Consider the following 18,379-nt stretch of genomic DNA (forward strand, 5'->3'; position numbering starts at 1 on the left):
ATACGTCAATATACTTACACACAGAAAATTATTTAGGATTGTTTATAAATATAGAAAATCATTTAGGATTGCTATAGAGAAGTTTCAGCACTTAAAAAGGAGCTATTTAGTGGGAGGGAACCTGAAGACTGGGAACTTAAGGGGCGCGATATTTGGCAAGGTGTGGGTTCATTTAAAAATTTTCCAAGGGAATTCCGTCTTCGAGCGTTCAAGAAAGTTTCTGAAACTATGAGTCAGTTACCTGGCAATATATTCGCTGTTCAAGTCAACAAAACAAGATTGCGCGAAACCAACGAAGATATTAAAGATGAAACTGGTTTGTATCGCTTAACTTTCAATCTCTTATTAGAGCAGCTAGATGCTTATCTAAAGCAATATAACGAAACTGGAATATTACTTATGGATTCGCGCTCAACTCAGCATACCAGTATTCAGGATGGGAGATTGCTCAGAGTATACCGAGATTGGAAATCACAAAAAAAATCTTCTAACTTTGTGGAACTACCTTTGTTTGGCTTCTCAGAATTTTACACTGGTTTGCAGTTAGCAGATTATGTGGTGTACTTGATCGATCGTAGTTCAAAAGAAGCAGGTACAGCCAGTGGTTCTACTGAATTGGAGGAAGCATTCAATCTACTTGAGCCGAAAATGCAGTTGTTGAAAATTCCTATTTTCCCGCATAAAATCAACTTTGAAGACCGCTAAAATGAACGGTAAGTTTAAATGCGAATCCACGACTATAATAGTCGTGGATTTCGCCCTTATTGAGAGCTTAACCTTCTTTTAAAAGGGGCTTAAAATAACTCTCTACGCCTTGGCGGGGCGTTATTTTGGTAGGGATGGTTTCTTTCAGGGAAAATGTATTTTTCAGGTTGACAGGCGCGCGGCATCTCAACCGCACCATAACTCCCCGTGCAGTTCGGGGCACCTTGTCTCTGACAGGCGCACGGTATCTCAACCGTACCATACCTCCCCGTGCAGTTCAGGGCACCTGTCATTTAATACCATTATATAGTATAGTAAGAGGTTTGGTCAAATATCGAACGCTCATAATTGGGGGATATTAATTGAGATTAAGATGATGCGATCGACAGCCAGCGAGCAAAAGAGCAAAATTACCACAACCTTGTTAGGGCCCCATACACATTTGAATGGTTAGAACTTTCTGACCCTATAGAGTCGCTGTGACGAGTATTGCTCCTCGAAATGCTGGGAACTGCACTCAACTTGAAAAACCTAAGATTGGAGGTTTTGCCGATTAGCCAGACCGAAACTTATCTGACAATTCTGTAGATTTACCCCCAACAGCTTGCAGATTACCTACATCTTCTCTACTCTTCCTTTCTACTCTTCCTTCGTGTCATAAGCGTCTTCGCGGTTCAATCATTCCGTACAATTGCAGTTTTGCGCTATGTTAGACAAAAAAATCTCAACAAGCGTACACAAGTGAAATACTTCTTCTTATCCGACGGCTGGAAAGTTGGGCGCGTCTGGGGCGTAGGCGGCGAGTGGAGTCACGCCGCCTGGAGGCGGGCGCCGGACATCCAACAGCTCAACCTCTGTCTTTTCGATCGCAACGAAAAAATGTGGCTCTACCGCGTAGAAGACGCCGTACTTATGGTAGAAGTCCAACCAGCAGTCCGTCCCGATCCCGCCGATCCCGCCAAAAATATCGGCAACGTCACCCTCACCAGACTGATCGATGCCGAGCAAGTCCTCGAACGCCTCGGGACGATCGCCGCCCGCTGCGAAATGGGCAACCCGCAACTAATGTAATGCTCAACATATTGCAATCGGTTCTAACACTCGATACACTTCTTTAAATAACTTTCATTTTTATGCCTCCACCTTTGAAGGTAGATGGCAGTCGGCAAAAGGCAGAGTTTAAACCCTGCAGGTAACTGCTGGGGATTCAGAATCTGATTTTTCCGTAAAAATAGACATCATCACTTACACCTTGGAGAACCGCAGTCAATGGGACTACCCTGGTATCGCGTACACACAGTCGTCTTAAATGACCCAGGCCGATTGATTTCTGTACACTTAATGCACACAGCCCTCGTGGCAGGTTGGGCCGGCTCAATGGCCCTTTATGAACTAGCAGTTTTTGATCCCACAGACCCAGTTCTGAACCCGATGTGGCGTCAAGGGATGTTCGTGTTGCCCTTCATGACTCGCTTGGGAGTTACGGGTTCTTGGGGCGGTTGGAGCATCACTGGCGAAGGTAACGTCGATCCGGGCTTCTGGTCCTTTGAAGGCGTCGCTGTCGCTCACATCGTCCTCTCGGGCCTGCTGTTCTTAGCAGCAGTTTGGCACTGGGTATTCTGGGACTTAGAACTTTTCAGAGACCCTCGCACCGGTGAACCAGCCCTCGACTTGCCAAAAATGTTTGGCATTCACCTGTTCCTCTCCGGCTTGCTCTGCTTCGGCTTCGGCGCATTTCACCTTTCGGGACTTTTTGGTCCGGGAATGTGGGTGTCCGACCCCTACGGCTTGACTGGTCACGTCCAGCCAGTGGCGCCTTCTTGGGGCCCTGAAGGCTTCGATCCCTTCAATCCGGGCGGCATCGTGGCTCACCACATTGCAGCGGGCGTAGTCGGCGTAATTGCCGGTTTGTTCCACTTGACAGTGCGGCCGCCGGAACGTCTTTACAAAGCCCTGCGGATGGGGAATATCGAAACTGTACTTTCTAGCAGTATCGCTGCCGTGTTCTTCGCAGCCTTTGTGGTTGCGGGTACGATGTGGTACGGTTCTGCTGCAACTCCGATCGAACTTTTTGGCCCGACTCGCTATCAGTGGGACAGTGGCTATTTCCAACAAGAAATCGATCGCAGAGCTCAAGCTAGCTTGGCCGGTGGCCAAAGCTTCCAAGAAGCTTACGAACAAATCCCCGAAAAATTGGCTTTCTACGACTACGTGGGCAACTCTCCTGCTAAAGGCGGTTTGTTCCGGGCCGGCGCGATGGTCAATGGCGACGGTATTGCTAAATCTTGGCTGGGCCATCCAGTATTTACTGACAGCGAAGGTCGGGTATTGTCGGTTCGCCGCCTCCCCAACTTCTTTGAAACTTTCCCAGTAATTTTGACGGACAAAGATGGGGTCGTTCGTGCTGACATCCCCTTCCGCCGTGCTGAATCAAAATACAGCTTTGAACAAAGCGGAGTTACCGTCAGCTTCTACGGCGGCGAACTTAACGGTCAAACCTTTAATAATCCTCTAGATGTTAAGCAGTTTGCTCGCGCTGCTCAAAAAGGTGAAGTATTTGAATTCGATCGCGAAACCTTGAACTCTGACGGGGTGTTCCGCACTTCGACTCGCGGTTGGTTCACTTTCGGACACGTTTGCTTTGCTTTGCTATTCTTCTTCGGCCATATCTGGCACGGTTCTCGGACAATCTTCCGCGACGTGTTTGCTGGAGTTGAGGCTGACCTGGAAGAACAAGTCGAGTGGGGCCTATTCCAAAAACTGGGCGACGTGACCACCAGAAGACAAGAACCTCTCTAAATTTCGCCAGCCTCGGGGTAGAGGGGAAACTTCCCCGCTACACAAAAACCCGGTTTCTTCAAGAAACCGGGTTTTTTTAGTTAATAATAAAACCAACAATTAAGATAAAATAATACGGCAAGGGAAGATAGGGAAAATTTAACATGGAAAGTGTTGCTTACATTTTGATTCTGGCTTTAGCCATAGGCGTACTATTTTTTGCGATCGCCTTTCGGGAACCTCCCCGGATTGGCAAATAATTAGCTATACGCCTGCGGCAAGTCCAAAATATCCTGAACCGGACTGCGGTTAGCCCGCATCATAAGTGATCCTCTTCGAGGGCTGCGCTAACGAATTTGGTGCGGGACTATTTTACCGCTGTTTGCTAAGTTATTTTTCTAGTCCAGCCATTCATCAGACCCTAAGCGGTTAGATGAATGGCAATTTGCTGGCAACGCCTGTTAAAATCAGCAATCATGCGCTGTTCCTCCTGCCAACACACAAATAGTCGCGTTCTAGAATCGCGTTCAGCCGAATCAGGTCAAAGCATTCGTCGGCGGCGTGAGTGTTTGAGCTGCCAGCACCGCTTCACAACTTACGAACGCATAGAATTTGTGCCGATTACGGTGATCAAGCGGGACGGCAAGCGCGAATCTTTTGACAGGTCAAAATTAGTCAGGGGATTGATTCGGGCCTGCGAAAAAACAGGTTTGTCTTCCGGGCATCTCGAAACCCTCGCAGAAGAAATCGAGGCGCAACTCCAAGGTCGATCGCTCCGAGAAATCGCCAGTTCAGAAATAGGGGAACTGGTGCTGTTGCACCTGCGACCCCTCAGCGAAGTCGCTTATGTCCGTTTTGCCTCCGTATATCGGCAATTTCGAGGTATCCGAGATTTTGTAGATACTCTAAATCACCTTCAGAATCCCCTCAACGAAGCTGAAGTTATAGAAAATGAGACAAATTTTGACGCAGATTTGCCTGATTCCGAAGCAGTCGATCGAGAAAGCCCAGCATCCTGCGCTACTCCCAGCTAAGCTCGCTTAAATTAATTTTAAACCAGTATGCGCGTAAGTTATAATGGTCTACTTGACTCGGAATGTTAAGATTAAACGTTTTAACACAGAGTATGGAGTAACAGTAATGGCAAGCGCTGGTGTGCAGTTGCACCCGGCAAAAGTTAGCAAAAACTGACTTTAGTAAAAGATTTGGAAAAAAGTTAACCGCTTTTTCACCAAAATCTCTAATATCTGCCGGCACACGAAAAACATGAAGGAGAGAAATCCTAGGAAACTATTCGCATGGTCAATCTCAAAACCACAGTCAAAGACATCGGCTTTACTCACGAAGATTTTGCAGCCCTACTTGATAAATATGACTATCACTTTAGCCCGGGCGATGTAGTAGCGGGTACAGTTTTTAGTATAGAACCCAGGGGCGCTCTGATTGATATCGGTGCTAAAACAGCAGCGTACATTCCCATTCAGGAAATGTCGATCAATCGAGTCGAAAGCCCTGAAGAGGTATTGCAATCAAACGAAACCAGAGAATTTTTCATTCTAACCGATGAAAATGAAGACGGACAATTAACCCTGTCCATCCGGCGCATCGAGTATATGCGGGCGTGGGAAAGAGTGCGACAACTGCAAGCAGAAGATGCCACAGTACGATCGCAAGTATTTGCCACCAACCGTGGGGGCGCACTCGTGAGAATAGAAGGCTTGCGAGGCTTTATTCCCGGTTCTCATATAAGTACCCGCAAACCGAAGGAAGAATTAGTCGCCGAAGAATTACCATTAAAATTCTTAGAGGTAGACGAAGACCGCAACCGCCTAGTGTTGAGTCATCGTCGCGCCTTAGTTGAGCGCAAGATGAACCGCCTCGAAGTCGGGGAAGTCGTCATCGGTACAGTACGCGGTATCAAGCCTTACGGTGCCTTTATCGACATCGGCGGCGTCAGCGGCTTGCTGCACATCTCGGAAATTTCACACGATCACATCGATACGCCTCATAGCGTCTTCAATGTCAACGACGAAGTGAAAGTGATGATCATTGACTTGGATGCCGAGAGGGGCCGGATTTCTCTCTCCACCAAGCAGTTGGAACCGGAACCGGGCGCGATGGTTAAAAATCGCGAATTGGTGTACGAAAAAGCTGAGGAAATGGCAGCTAAGTTCCGGGAGAAAATGCTGGCTCAAAAGCAAGCTAAAGCAGGCATAGACATTCCTGTAGACTCCATCGATGGTGATGACATCTCCGACGAAATACTCGAAGACGTGCCCTCAGCAATGGAAGAGGATGTGCCCGAAGCCGCACCCGAAGTAGCAGCAGAAGCCACACCCGAAGCAGTATTAGATGTAGAGGAAGAAATCCCTCCTGCGACGGAAGAATAACATCGCAGTTAGTGTGATTAAAAGAGGGAATTTTCCCTCTTTTTTTTTGAGTTATATCGCTCTGTGACTGTTGACTGTTGACTGTTGACTGTTGACTGTGAGTCAAAAAAATGAAAATTGCGCGAATTATTTGTGGGCAGTTTGATACGACTTTACGCCCGACTCCGGAAGCACGGATTTGATATCATTCCGAGGCAGCGGGAATTGATATTAGTCATTAGTCATTAGTCGCTGCTGGGTGGTTGACAATTCCCAATTCCCCATTTCCAATTGCCAATTGCCAATTCCCAATTCTTAATTACCGAGATTTAAGATATTACTGTAGACCGATGCAGCGATCGCACTTTGAATTAAAACAAGTGAAAGCGCGCTCAATCTGCCTAAATAGGCATGGCTTTTATGTTGCTAATTTGTTAACTTTTATAAAGGCCAGAGACATCCGCACAGGTGCAAACTCATCAGAATTCTCACGCCAGAACCAACCAGACGAGCAAAGTATACAACAAAATTATTATACATTTCTTGCCCTGACGCTCAAAGGCAAGTGGATCATGAACATTGAACTATTAAAAGAAAAATTAGAACAGCTAAAAAAACGTCCCAATTGTAGCAAAGGAACGATCGACCAAATCGAAAACTGGTTGACTGGTTCCCACATTTTGCAGAGATTGAGAATTAATCCTTATTACGTAGCAGGCGATACAGTCAAGAATGTTAAAAAAATTACTTCAGAATTTCTGCACGGAGTAAAAGCTGGTGTCTTCGACTTGCACTGGGATATCCACTGCCCCCACTGCAACATGATTACAGAAGAATTTAAGGACTTGGCAGACACATCAGAAATGTCTTTTTGCCCGATGTGCGAGCGCGAGTTTAAAATTGATTTGCTCGATCGTGTCGAAGTTACTTTTTCCCTAAACAAAGAAATCGAAGACCCGCAACTGCGGCCCGTCTGCGCTCCCCCCCCCGTACTCCAGAGCAAACTGCAACTGGTAACGCCTTTATACTGCACCGAATCCCAGACTGTCACCTTAGAAAACGGTCGATATCGGTACTGCTGTCCCCTGACTTTAGCTAAAGGGATTTTAAAGGTTGAAGGCGAAGAAACAGAAGACATACAAGAAATTAAACTCCAGCAGTTAGCCGGCCCAGATTTTGACAAAACAGAGCTAGCCGTGCGTCCGGGAAAAGTTAAGCTGGAACTAACTAATACCGATCACAATTTGTCCGGGTTGATTTTGCATTCAGATGAATTGCCCGATGAACTGACATTAGAACAACTGCCCCTGCGGCTATCAGGAATGCAACTGCTTCATCACCCGGATTATAAGCGTTTGTTCGGCTCTCAAGTAATATCGGAAAGAGAGCGAGTCAAGATTCGGGCGCTGACTATTATGTTTACCGATATTACCGGTTCTACCAGAATGTACGAAACGCTGGGAGATACGAAAGCTTACAATATTGTGCGCGATCATTTTGAAATTTTTTTTGAGTCTATTGAAAAATTTGGCGGGAAAGTAATTAAAACCATCGGCGATGCCGTCATGGCTTCCTTTATCAGCAACGAACAAGCAATTATGGCGGTCGTCGGTTCTGTGGCCCGTTTAAGAGAATACAATTCAACTCGCCAACAAGCAGAGTGGATTCAAGTCAGAATTGGTATTCACCGAGGTACGGCTTTGCTCGTAAATCTCAATAATTCGATCGACTATTTTGGTTCCACAGTCAACAAAGCTGCCCGGATTCAAAATCTTTCTAAAAGTGACGAAGTTTCGTTTTCCGAAGAAGTTTACAGCGACGAAGCATTTTTAACAGCATTAAAAGCTGCTGGAGTGTCCGAAATTCACAAACGAGTTGAAGATTTAAAGGGCATACAAGGCCCACAAGTCACTTATACTGCTAGAATTAATACGGAATCAGTAATCGCGCTGTCTGCTACACAGGTCGCTGAAAGAAGCTAAGTAGGTAAGCAGATATACTACTTAGTTATTGCCAGCCTCTCGTTGCGATCGTCCCAACAGCAGATATAGGTTTTCGATTGCCCTCAGATAATGGCTCCAACAGTTAGCTCATCCTGAAGCGACTGCCATTATGATGGCAACCTAAGCTCTGATAAAAATAGTCTGAATTAATCAGCAGCAGGCTTACCAGAGATGTTTGCGGCTCAATAACTGAAGTCGAGGACTTCACATCATGACTTCTCCTCAATTATCTCCAGAAAATACACCCGAATCGATCGCACCACCTGCCCTCGACATCGAACAATCAGCAAAAACCGATGCCCCCTTTCCCATTGTTGGGATTGCCGCCTCAGCAGGAGGGTTGAAAGCATTCACGCAGTTACTCAGCCATTTACCGCTAGATACGGGTATGGCGTTTGTGCTGATTCAGCATTTAGACCCCAATCACAAAAGTTTGCTGACCGAGATTCTCACCAGACAGACGCAAATGCCTGTTAGTGAGGTAAAAGACGGGATGGTTGTAGAGGCAAATCAAGTCTACATCATTCCGCCCAACACCAAGATGGTGCTATGTGAAGGCGTGCTACAACTATTACCACGCGAGAAGATTTATGGCAAATATATGCCCGGAGATGCGTTTTTTACGTCATTGGCGATCGATCGCGGGTACAAAGCAATCGCCGTAGTTTTATCCGGGGGAGACGGAGACGGTTCACTCGGGCTCAACGCCATCAAAGCAGCCGGAGGCATGACTTTTGCTCAATGTCAAGGCACGGCAAAATTCGACAGTATGCCGAATACCGCTGTTGCCACAGGCAATGTCGATTTCGTTCTGCCACCGGAAAAAATTGCCGAGGAACTGGCAAACTATAGTCGCCATCCCTTTCTCACGGGTTCGCTTCACCTGACACAAGTTGAGGAATCGCTCGCAGAGGGAGATGCCCTGGCAAGTATTTTTGCGCTGCTAAAATCGACCACAGGCGTAGATTTCAGCCACTACAAACCCACGACGATCGCTCGACGCATCCAGCGACGGATCGTGTTGTACAAGCTCGAAAGCTTAGATGATTATGCCCAACATCTTCGACACAATTCGGCTGAAGTCACAGCCCTGTATGGAGAAATCTTGATCCACGTTACCAGTTTCTTCCGTGACAGCGAAGCCTTTGAAAAGTTAAAAGAGCTGGTTTTCCCCACTATTACCCAAAATAAATCGGCCGAAACTCCGATTCGGATTTGGGTGGCGGGATGTTCCACAGGTGAAGAAGTTTACTCGATCGCCATTTGTTTGTTAGAGTTTTTGAGCGATCAAGCTATCCAGCCACCGATCCAGATTTTTGCCACGGACATTGGCGAACAGGCGATCGGCAAAGCGAGGTCTGGCGTCTACTCAGAAAACCAGATGGTAGATGTTTCACCAGAGCGACGTACTCGCTTCTTTATTCCCGAAGCAAGAGGTAGCTATAGAATCAGCAAGGCAGTCCGCGAACTCTGTGTATTTGCCCGACAAGACTTAGGCAGCGACCCGCCTTTTTCCAATATCGATTTAGTTAGCTGTCGCAATGTGCTGATCTACTTGGGAGAGTCATTGCAAAAAAAAGTGATGCCGATTTTCCATTACAGTCTTAAGTCAACGGGCTTTCTCCTGTTAGGCACTTCTGAGAGTACCGGAGAATTTTCCTACTTGTTTACTTCAGTGGATAAAAAGTCTAAAATTTATGCCAAAAAGTTGACGGCGACTCGTCCCAATTTTTCGTTTACGCCGAGTTCCTATCCCGTAGCTAAAGCACGTGAACGGCAGGAAGTTAAGGACAATTTTACGAATAGCTTTGATTTACAAAAAGAAACTGACCAACTGATTTTAAATCGATATGCCCCAGCCAGTGTGGTTGTCAACGAGCAGATGAAAATCTTGCAAGTGCGGGGAGACATCGATCCTTACTTGAGAGTGGTAGCCGGAACGCCTGACTTAAACTTGCTGACAATGGCAAGGGCAGGCTTGCTGGTTGAGCTTCGCACCGCGATTTATCAGGCACAAACGCAGAACGTAAGCATTAGAAAAGAAAGGGTATTGCTGGAATTGAGCGGACGATCGAGTATCGTCAATTTTGAGGTGATTCCCTTCCTGCCACAGGCAGCCGAAGGACGCTACTTTTTGGTGGTATTTGAAGAGGCTTCACCCCCGGTGCTTAACTTCAGCACTCTCCCTTCTGAAAGCTTCGAGCAAGCTGATTTAGTGCGCGAAATTGAGCTGATGAGGCAGCAAATTGCAGTCGCTAACCAAGAAAAAACTGCGGCTCAAGCCCAACTGCAAGCGGTGATCCAGGATCAGGAAACTCTAAACCAAGACCTTAAAGTTGCGAACGAAGAAATCCTATCGAGCAACGAGGAGTTACAAAGCACCAATGAGGAGTTAGAAACTGCCAAAGAAGAGATTCAAGCCACTAACGAGGAACTCACTACCACTAACGATGAACTTCGCAGCCGAAATATTGAACAAAGCCTGGTGAATAACGATCTGATAAATTTGCTTTCCAGTATCAATATCCCTATCTTAATGCTGACAAACGATTTACAGATTCGACGTTTTACGCCAACGGCACAGCAAATTTTTAGTGTGATTCCCACAGATGTTGGACGACCTTTTAGCGACATCCGTTCAACTCTAAACGTTCCAGACTTGGAACAGATGATTTTGGAGGTGATTGATACTCTCCAGACGAAAGAACAAGAAGTTCAAACTTTATCGGGATATTGGTACAACCTCCGCATTCGTCCTTACCGGACAACGGAAAACCAGATTGACGGTGTGGTAATGGTTTTGCTCGATATTGATGCTCTTAAACGCAGTGCCAGAACCTTGGAAGAAGCGCGAAACTACGCTGAAACCATTGTGGAAACTGTGCAAACGCCTTTAATCGTGCTAGATCCTGATTTCCGAGTGAACAAAGCAAATCGATCGTTCTATGAAACATTTCAGGTTTTATCCTCAGAAACAGCAAATATTTCGCTGTTTGAGCTAGGAAACGGGCAGTGGAATATCCCCCAATTGCGATGGATCTTGGAAGATATTCTAGTTAGTGATGTTCAGCTTGAAAACTTTGAGTGGGAATACCTGTTTGACCAGATCGGGCAGAAAACTATGCTGCTGAATGCTTGTAAACTTCAACGAGAAAATGAAGCTTTAATGATTCTGTTGTCGATCGAGGATATCACGGAGCGCAAGCAGTTTGAGGCAGTACGCTCGCAGTTATTACTGCAGGAACAAGTGGCCCGCCAACAGGCAGAAATGGCAAACCGTAGTAAAGATGAATTTCTGGCGAATCTCTCCCACGAGCTCCGCAATCCCCTGACTCCGATCCTGGGGTGGTCACAAATTCTGCGCTCTGGCAAGCTTAATGAAGCACAGGCTATTCGCGCCCTAGATGTGATCGAGCGCAGCGCGAGGGGGCAATCTCAGTTAATCGAAGATATGCTGGATATTTCCCGGATTACCAGTGGCAAGCTTCAACTGTGCATTTGTCCGATCGATCTGCGGTTAGTGGTGCAAGCCGCGCTGGAGGGGGTTCAATTATCAGCCGAAGCAAAAAACATTCAAATTGTTTCGCAGTTGATTTCTACGACTGTTTTAGGAGATATCAATCGCTTGCAGCAAGTTGTGTGGAATCTTCTGTCGAATGCGATTAAGTTTACTCCGGCGGGGGGACGAGTGGAAATCATGCTATCGACGATCAAGAATCATGCTCAACTTCGAGTCAGCGATACGGGAAAAGGAATTGGGGCACAATTTTTGCCATATATTTTCGATCGTTTCCATCAAGGCGATTCCTGCAGCACTAAGGCGAATCAAGGGCTGGGATTGGGTTTGTTGATCGTGCGTCACCTGGTTGAATTGCACGGGGGAACGGTGCAAGCCGAAAGTCCGGGCGAGGAACAAGGAACTACAATGACTCTGAGATTGCCGTTGCGATCGCTGCCTCCAGAGTTGACATCGGCGATCGATTTAAAGTCAACTGCTTTGGTAGGGCTTTTAAACGCCTCTAGCGAGCGCGTCCCCTCTTTAAAAGGCTTGCACATCTTAGTTGTGGACGATCGGATCGATACCCGGGATCTCTTAGAATTTGTATTCGACAGCTACGGGGCTGAGGTTTTGACAGTTGCATCTGCCAGAAGTGCGCTCGTTGCTATGAAGGAAAACCCCGGCAGATATGACGTGCTAATTTCCGATATCGGAATGCCAGAGGAGGATGGGTATTTCTTAATTCGAGAAGTGCGAGCTCTTGCTGCAGAAGCCGGAGGAGAAATCCCAGCCGTTGCGCTGACTGCGTATGCGAGCGGTAAAGAACGCGCAAGGGCGATCGAAGCAGGTTTTAAAACCCATATTTCCAAACCTTTTCAGCCAGTTCACCTAGCATTAATAGTTGCTAATTTAGCGGAAAGATTTTAATTTTTTGATTGTAGAGACACAACAACGTTGTGTCCTAATTTGGTAGGGTTACAACAAGAGTCATCTCCACAAAAGCCTGTTTTGAACAGGCAAGATGCCTGTTCCACAATAATTATTGGAGATGTCTAATGTTGTCTCATGATTTTGTAGGAATACAACGAGCGCGGGCAATTAAGAATTGCCAAAAATAGCGCAATATGGGAAAATAAAAAAATAAAAAAATTACGGAGTTCAGATTCTTGGTAAATATTAAATGTCGGGGTATTACCTTCTCAAATATCGAAGCCGTAATCTTTGACAAAGACGGCACTCTAGAGGATTCTCAAGAATTTTTGAGACTGTTGGGGATGAAGCGAGCGCGCCTCGCAGACGCTCAAATTCCGGGCGTTGGAGAGCCTTTGCAAATGGCTTTCGGTATCGAAAGCGGCAGCATTGACCCCACGGGCTTGCTAGCAGTCGGTAGTCGTAGGGAAAATGAGATTGTGGCGGCGGGATACATCGCCGAAACCGGCAGGGGATGGCTGGAATCTTTAACTATTGCGCGCCGCGCTTTTGACGAAGCTGACGAAATGTTTAAAAATAGTGCTGTTTCTCCTTTATTTGTCGGCAGTTTGGAAGTGCTGAAATATCTTTCCGAAGCGGGTTTAAAACTGGGAATTCTTTCGGCGGCTACAACAGTATCGGTGGAAAAATTTGTGAAACACCACGCATTAGCCGAGTGGATTCAGTTAGAAATGGGAGTGGATTCAACGGTTCATAAACCCGATCCGAAATTATTTTGGCAAGCTTGTGAGAAACTCGGAGTAAATCCCGCAGCAACTTTGATGGTGGGAGATTCAGCGGGCGATATTCAGATGGGTAAAAATGCGGGCGCGGCTGGCTGTATCGGGATTTGTTGGGGTAAGGCTCAGGTTAGTCATTTGGAAAATGCTGATGTGGCGATCGCATCTTTGGATGAACTTAAAATTTTAGCAGATTGAGCCAACCTCACATCAATTCCGGTGCCACCGGAATTGATATCAGTTCCTACGGACAACGCAAACCCAGAATTACGACATCTCTTTCAACGCCGTCAAGTTCGGCAACTTGCGGCAGATATCCCCAGCGCTGAAAGCCAAATTTCTCAAACAATCTTACACTAGGCTGATTGTGAGCAAAAATTATTCCTATTAGAGTTTTAAGCTTCAATTCTGGACTCCGCACAATTGCCGATTGCAATAATTTTTGTCCGATTCCGCAGCGTTGGCGATCGGGTGCAACGTAGATGCTAACTTCTGCTGTATGCTGATAGGCAGCGCGTCCGTAAAAAAGCTGAAAACTCAGCCAGCCAACAATATTTTGTTCTGATTCCATTACCAAAATCGGCCAGGAATTGGGGGAGTGTTCTCTGTACCACGGGAGGCGGCTTTCGACTGAGACTGGTTTTAAATCTGCTGTGGCCATTCTGCCCGGTATTGCTGCGTTATATATTTGGACAATTGCTGGCAAATCGCTTTCTACTGCGGATCGGATTTTCATCGTTTGGTTGACTGTTGACTGTTGACTCTTAACTAATGACTCTTGTACAGTTCCATAATATCGCTGACAGCCATCCGCGAATTTGGTCCCAAAGTCAGCGGCGATGTGTGTCCTCGCTGCAAGTGTTCTGCCGCCGCACAGCCGATCATTGCTGCGTTGTCTGTACAATATTTTAATGGCGGAAACAATACTCGCAAGTTGTGTTTTGCTGCTGCTGCTTGTAAGTGTTTTCGGAGTCCGCTGTTTGCTGCAACTCCCCCGCCCACTACAATAGTGGTAAGCCCGAAATTTACCGCGCAGTCGATCGCTCTTTTTGTTAAACCCTTGGCTACTGTTTCCTGAAAGCTGGCCGCAATATCATTAATTGTAGAGGCAGGCAAGATGCCTTCAGCACCCACATTGTTATTTTGTTTCTTGAGTTTCTGTACTAATTGCAAAACTGCGGTTTTCAAGCCGCTAAAACTGCTGTCGTAAGGATGGTAGCCGCCACCAGGCAAAGAAATTCTGCCTTCTGGTAGAGGGTATGCTTGGGGATTGCCAAGGGCGGCCAATTTGTCAATCAGCGGCCCGCCGGGATATCCTAGCTGCAAGAGTCTCGCAACTTTATCAAAAGCTTCGCCCGCGGCGTCGTCGCGTGTGTGTCCTACAGTTTCATAAACGCCGCAATCTTTGACATAAATAAAGCTAGTGTGTCCCCCGGAAACTAACAAACACAAAAACGGTGGCTGCAAGTCGGGTTCGGTAAGGTAAGAAGCGTAGATGTGCCCTTCGAGGTGGTGGACGCCTAAAAAAGGTTTTTGATGGACTATTGCCAAGCTTTTTGCCGCTGTCAGCCCGACTAACAATGCACCTACTAAACCGGGGGCACAAGTCGCTGCAATGCCGTCAATTTCTGACCAACTCAGGTTTGCTTCACCGAGACACTGGGCAATTACCTGATTGAGCATTTCTAGGTGACTCCGCGAAGCCACTTCCGGCACAACCCCACCAAACTGCTCGTGGATTTTAATTTGCGATGCTACAACATTGCTGCAAACTTGACGATTCTTAACAATTGCTGCTGCTGTTTCGTCACAACTTGTTTCGATTGCGAAAATGGTTGCCATTAACTGGTAATTTTATTTGATAGGTTAGTTATTGCTAGCTTAACTAATTCGGCGCAAGTCCCCCGCTCTACCTGTACTCAGGTTATTGTTAAGGGATTTTTGCCCGATCGACAGGTAAGGTCATCCTCTGATGCAATGAAGGAATATCCTCGCGGTATTGCTAGCTCAGCATTGACCTATGAAAACGGCAATCCCTCATTCTATTGGGCTTTGCCGCATCAATGATGGATACTTTACACTGTCAACAAACACGATCATCTGGATTCCAGATCGGCAAGTTGAAATGCTTGTACAAAAACTTATTGTTTTGTAACAAAAGGAAACAATTCCATGCGACGATTGTTTGCTGCAATTTTAGTGTTGAGTGTCTGGATCAGTTTTGCTCCAGTTGCTTCGGCTTACAATTTAGTGCCGTGCAAAGACTCTCCCGAATTCAAGGAACTGGCTAAAAATGCACGTTCTACCAATGGCGACCCGGCATCTGCGAAAGCAAGATTCGATCGCTATTCTCAAGCTATGTGCGGCCCAGAAGGATACCCCCACTTAATCGTAGACGGCAACTTGAGCAAAGCAGGGGACTTTTTGATTCCTAGCATACTGTTCTTGTATATCGCAGGTTGGATTGGTTGGGTCGGCCGTTCTTATCTGCAAGTTACCAAAAAATCAGCAACCCCAGAGGAAAAAGAGATTATTATCGACGTTCCTTTGGCAATCAAATGTATGCTGAGTGGCGTTTTATGGCCTCTGGCAGCTCTCACATCAATCACCAGCGGTGAAATGTTTGCGAAGGACGATGAAATTACTGTTTCCCCCCGCTAAAATTGGGAAATGGAGAAGAGCTAATAGCTAACAGTTAAATAATTAACTAGAAATTAGCAATTAGCGCGCTAGACCGATCGGCAATTACCAACTGTCTCGAATTTTCAGGAGCAGAATTCATGCAATACTTTGTCAAGTTTCTTTCGACAGCACCAGTATTGGCTATCCTTTGGATATCTATTCAAGCTGCTGCTTTAATTGAATTTAACCGCTTTTTCCCCGACCTGCTTTTCCATCCAATGCCTTAAGATTTGAGGGAAATTAGGTTGCAAAACCTAGGTAAAAGTTGAGAGTTTTGATTTTTGAATTATGAGTTACAGGTTAATTTAAAGCTCAAATATCAAAACTCTCAAACATACCAGTTCCTGCTATACAGCGCATAAATGGGTAAAATTCAAGGCTATCAACTATTTAGTTATCAAATTAGTTACAAATGACTAATGACTAATGACTAATGACTAATGACTAATGACTAATGACTAATGACTAATATTGTGAATCGATGAAGTCTTATCTCGCCGCAGCAATTCAAATGACTAGCTTGCCTGACCTGCAAAAAAATTTGGTTCAGGCAGAGGAATTAATCGACCTGGCAGTGCGTCGGGGTGCGGAGTTAGTTTCCTTACCAGAAAATTTCTCGTTTATGGGCGAAGAGGAGGAAAAGATTGCTTTAGCAGAGGCGATCGGCATCCAAAGCGAAAAATTCCTCAAAACGATGGCCCAACGGTTCCAGGTAACGATTCTGGGCGGCGGATTTCCAGTGCCGACTCCAGGGGGGAAGGTATACAATACTTGTTTGCTGGTAGACCCAAACGGCACTGAAGTGGCAAGGTACAGAAAAGTACATTTGTTCGATGTGGATGTTCCCGACGGCATTACTTACAGGGAATCGAACACTGTGAAAGCTGGTGAAGATTTGCCATCGCTTTATGTGTCGCCGGATTTAGGGACGCTGGGACTTTCCGTGTGCTATGACGTGCGGTTCCCGGAGGTGTACAGGCATTTGTCGTACAAAGGGGCTGATATTTTGTTCGTGCCGGCGGCGTTTACGGCTTACACTGGCAAGGATCACTGGAAGGTTTTGTTGCAAGCTAGGGCGATCGAGAATACTTGTTATATGATTGCCCCAGCACAAACTGGCCGCCACTACGGTCGCCGTCAAACTCACGGTCACGCGATGATTATAGACCCTTGGGGTGTTGTGTTGGCGGATGCTGGAGAGGAACCGGGTGTGGCGATTGCAGAAATTAATCCCGATCGACTAGAACAAGTCCGGCGCCAGATGCCATCTCTGCAACACCGGGTTTTTCTTTGAAGGAATTTTGAGATTAATTGGTCTCAAAATTTCATTCCCCGTCAGGGACAAGACCTGAAAACTTTTTATTCTAGCGAAGAATTGTGTCTTTCGTACACAAAAAAACTTAGCTGATGTGGGTGCGATCGACAACAATAAGCGGGTGGGGGCGGATTTACGCTGATCTATGAGTGATATTGTCGATCGGACGTGACTCTGACCCCGACTGCTTAATATATTGTTTTTTCCCGCAGATGAACGGTCAATAACTCGCGATAAAATATCTAATGCAGGTTCAATGGGCGTGCACTTCTGCTAAAAGGCGAATTGGCGAAAGTAGAATTGCACGAAATGCGTCTTTTTGGAGAAATGAAACACACTCTTTCGGTTTTGGTTGAAGATGAAGCGGGTGTCCTCACTCGAATTGCTGGTTTGTTTGCCCGTCGGGGTTTTAATATTGAAAGTCTGGCCGTTGGCCCGGCGGAACAAGGGGGAGTGTCTCGGATTACGATGGTTGTACCCGGAGATGACCAAGTTATCGAGCAGTTGACAAAGCAACTGTACAAGTTGATTAACGTGCTTAAAGTTCAGGATATAACGGAAATTCCCTGTGTGGAACGGGAGTTGATGTTGCTGAAAGTTAATGCTGCTAGCGGGACGCGATCGGAGATCATTGAGTTAGCTCAAATTTTTAGAGCGCGAGTTGTAGATATTGGTGATGATACGCTGACATTGGAAGTTGTCGGAGATCCCGGTAAAATGGTGGCGATCGTCCAAGTTCTGAATAGATTTGGGATTAAGGAAATTGCTCGTACTGGGAAAATTGCCCTGACGCGGGAGTCGGGGGTAAATACTGAGTTTCTCAAGTCTTTGGAAGCGAAAGTTTAAGTTAGTTGACTGTTGACTGTTGACTGTTGAGGGTTGACGGTTGACGGTTAACTTGTATTGGTCATTAATTAATTGTTGGCTATTAATTATTTAAACCAGCTAATATGGAAAGCTTGCCACACCTACAAGTTTATCAATTAGCTGAAAAAATATTAAACGAAATATGGTTTATTGTTAAAAAATGGGACGAGTTTACGAAGGATACGATGGGCAAACAAATAGTGCGATCGGCTGATAGTGTTGGTGCTAATATTGCAGAAGGACATGGACGCTATAGCTGCCAAGATAATCAGCGTTTTGTGAAAATTGCCCGAGGTTCATTAAACGAAACAAGACACTGGTTAAGACTTGCCTAAGCTCGAAATATTTTAACTCAAGAACAGATCGAGCGCCTGCATCCCTTATTAAATGAACTTTCACCAAAACTCAATGCCTATTTTAATTCACTCAAACAAATAGCCAAAGGTTAACAG

General features: G+C 46.0%; 14 protein-coding genes and 2 pseudogenes. 14 read left to right on the forward strand and 2 right to left on the reverse strand.

Annotated elements, in window-relative coordinates; all coding sequences use genetic code 11:
• Positions 1-87 precede the first annotated feature (87 nt).
• The 9 genes and pseudogenes from QUA42_RS03695 to QUA42_RS03735 all read left to right on the forward strand — a co-directional run.
• Positions 88-705: pseudogene (locus QUA42_RS03695) on the forward strand (DUF3800 domain-containing protein); the annotation flags it as partial.
• A 741-nt stretch (positions 706-1,446) separates the two neighbouring features.
• Positions 1,447-1,776 carry a hypothetical protein gene (locus QUA42_RS03700; protein WP_333135220.1) on the forward strand — a complete coding sequence of 110 codons (330 nt, stop codon included), beginning with the start codon at positions 1,447-1,449 and terminating at the stop codon, positions 1,774-1,776.
• 198 nt (positions 1,777-1,974) lie between these two features.
• On the forward strand, positions 1,975-3,504 hold the full coding sequence (psbB, locus tag QUA42_RS03705; RefSeq protein ID WP_333064826.1) for a photosystem II chlorophyll-binding protein CP47: 1,530 nt from the start codon (positions 1,975-1,977) through the stop codon (positions 3,502-3,504).
• A gap of 143 nt (positions 3,505-3,647) precedes the next feature.
• Entirely contained in the window at positions 3,648-3,743 is a 96-nt protein-coding gene (locus QUA42_RS03710) for a photosystem II reaction center protein T (RefSeq protein WP_006635641.1), read from the forward strand.
• A gap of 216 nt (positions 3,744-3,959) precedes the next feature.
• On the forward strand, positions 3,960-4,517 hold the full coding sequence (nrdR, locus tag QUA42_RS03715) for a transcriptional regulator NrdR (RefSeq protein WP_333135502.1): 558 nt from the start codon (positions 3,960-3,962) through the stop codon (positions 4,515-4,517).
• Positions 4,518-4,781: 264 nt separating this feature from the next.
• Positions 4,782-5,873 carry a 30S ribosomal protein S1 gene (locus QUA42_RS03720; RefSeq protein ID WP_333135222.1) on the forward strand — a complete coding sequence of 364 codons (1,092 nt, stop codon included), beginning with the start codon at positions 4,782-4,784 and terminating at the stop codon, positions 5,871-5,873.
• A 551-nt stretch (positions 5,874-6,424) separates the two neighbouring features.
• On the forward strand, positions 6,425-7,834 hold the full coding sequence (locus QUA42_RS03725) for an adenylate/guanylate cyclase domain-containing protein (RefSeq protein WP_333135224.1): 1,410 nt from the start codon (positions 6,425-6,427) through the stop codon (positions 7,832-7,834).
• A 232-nt stretch (positions 7,835-8,066) separates the two neighbouring features.
• Positions 8,067-12,281: a chemotaxis protein CheB gene (locus QUA42_RS03730; RefSeq protein WP_333135226.1), complete on the forward strand. Its 4,215-nt coding sequence runs from the start codon at positions 8,067-8,069 to the stop codon at positions 12,279-12,281.
• A 239-nt stretch (positions 12,282-12,520) separates the two neighbouring features.
• Complete coding sequence (locus QUA42_RS03735; RefSeq protein ID WP_333135228.1) at positions 12,521-13,261, forward strand: HAD family hydrolase; 741 nt, start codon at positions 12,521-12,523, stop codon at positions 13,259-13,261.
• 46 nt (positions 13,262-13,307) lie between these two features.
• Here the strand turns inward: QUA42_RS03735 and QUA42_RS03740 are convergent, their stop codons facing one another.
• Together QUA42_RS03740 and tsaD are read right to left on the reverse strand one after the other, a co-directional pair.
• Positions 13,308-13,799 (reverse strand): N-acetyltransferase family protein, encoded by a 492-nt coding sequence (locus tag QUA42_RS03740; protein WP_333135230.1) that lies wholly within the window; start codon positions 13,797-13,799, stop codon positions 13,308-13,310.
• A gap of 32 nt (positions 13,800-13,831) precedes the next feature.
• Positions 13,832-14,905 (reverse strand): tRNA (adenosine(37)-N6)-threonylcarbamoyltransferase complex transferase subunit TsaD, encoded by a 1,074-nt coding sequence (gene tsaD, locus QUA42_RS03745; protein ID WP_242721136.1) that lies wholly within the window; start codon positions 14,903-14,905, stop codon positions 13,832-13,834.
• A gap of 330 nt (positions 14,906-15,235) precedes the next feature.
• On the opposite strand from tsaD, the gene QUA42_RS03750 reads away from it, so the two are divergent.
• From QUA42_RS03750 to QUA42_RS03770, 5 genes and pseudogenes are all read left to right on the forward strand, one after another.
• On the forward strand, positions 15,236-15,724 hold the full coding sequence (locus QUA42_RS03750) for a Photosystem I reaction center subunit III (protein ID WP_333037176.1): 489 nt from the start codon (positions 15,236-15,238) through the stop codon (positions 15,722-15,724).
• A gap of 119 nt (positions 15,725-15,843) precedes the next feature.
• Positions 15,844-15,972, forward strand: a complete 129-nt coding sequence (gene psaJ, locus QUA42_RS03755; protein ID WP_333037175.1) for a photosystem I reaction center subunit IX — start codon at positions 15,844-15,846, stop codon at positions 15,970-15,972.
• Positions 15,973-16,226: 254 nt separating this feature from the next.
• A complete protein-coding gene (locus QUA42_RS03760; RefSeq protein WP_333135233.1) occupies positions 16,227-17,039 on the forward strand; it encodes a carbon-nitrogen hydrolase family protein in 813 nt (270 codons plus the stop codon).
• A 348-nt stretch (positions 17,040-17,387) separates the two neighbouring features.
• The gene (gene ilvN, locus QUA42_RS03765; RefSeq protein ID WP_333054405.1) at positions 17,388-17,906 is read left to right on the forward strand and encodes an acetolactate synthase small subunit; all 519 of its coding nucleotides are present in this window, start codon (positions 17,388-17,390) and stop codon (positions 17,904-17,906) included.
• Between the two features lie 104 nt (positions 17,907-18,010).
• Positions 18,011-18,376 (forward strand): annotated as a pseudogene (locus QUA42_RS03770) (four helix bundle protein).
• Positions 18,377-18,379: the final 3 nt, after the last annotated feature.

Source organism: Microcoleus sp. Pol11C2, assembly GCF_036701505.1.
Lineage (GTDB): Bacteria > Cyanobacteriota > Cyanobacteriia > Cyanobacteriales > Microcoleaceae > Microcoleus.

What these genes read in the sequence shown, in the direction of transcription:
- psbB (WP_333064826.1), top strand. Translation starts at nt 1,975, where the DNA reads ATGGGACTACCCTGGTATCGCGTACACACAGTCGTCTTAAATGACCCA.
- QUA42_RS03710 (WP_006635641.1), top strand. Translation starts at nt 3,648, where the DNA reads ATGGAAAGTGTTGCTTACATTTTGATTCTGGCTTTAGCCATAGGCGTA.
- nrdR (WP_333135502.1), top strand. Translation starts at nt 3,960, where the DNA reads ATGCGCTGTTCCTCCTGCCAACACACAAATAGTCGCGTTCTAGAATCG.
- QUA42_RS03720 (WP_333135222.1), top strand. Translation starts at nt 4,782, where the DNA reads ATGGTCAATCTCAAAACCACAGTCAAAGACATCGGCTTTACTCACGAA.
- QUA42_RS03725 (WP_333135224.1), top strand. Translation starts at nt 6,425, where the DNA reads ATGAACATTGAACTATTAAAAGAAAAATTAGAACAGCTAAAAAAACGT.
- QUA42_RS03730 (WP_333135226.1), top strand. Translation starts at nt 8,067, where the DNA reads ATGACTTCTCCTCAATTATCTCCAGAAAATACACCCGAATCGATCGCA.
- QUA42_RS03740 (WP_333135230.1), bottom strand. Translation starts at nt 13,799, where the DNA reads ATGAAAATCCGATCCGCAGTAGAAAGCGATTTGCCAGCAATTGTCCAA.
- tsaD (WP_242721136.1), bottom strand. Translation starts at nt 14,905, where the DNA reads ATGGCAACCATTTTCGCAATCGAAACAAGTTGTGACGAAACAGCAGCA.
- QUA42_RS03750 (WP_333037176.1), top strand. Translation starts at nt 15,236, where the DNA reads ATGCGACGATTGTTTGCTGCAATTTTAGTGTTGAGTGTCTGGATCAGT.
- psaJ (WP_333037175.1), top strand. Translation starts at nt 15,844, where the DNA reads ATGCAATACTTTGTCAAGTTTCTTTCGACAGCACCAGTATTGGCTATC.
- QUA42_RS03760 (WP_333135233.1), top strand. Translation starts at nt 16,227, where the DNA reads ATGAAGTCTTATCTCGCCGCAGCAATTCAAATGACTAGCTTGCCTGAC.
- ilvN (WP_333054405.1), top strand. Translation starts at nt 17,388, where the DNA reads ATGAAACACACTCTTTCGGTTTTGGTTGAAGATGAAGCGGGTGTCCTC.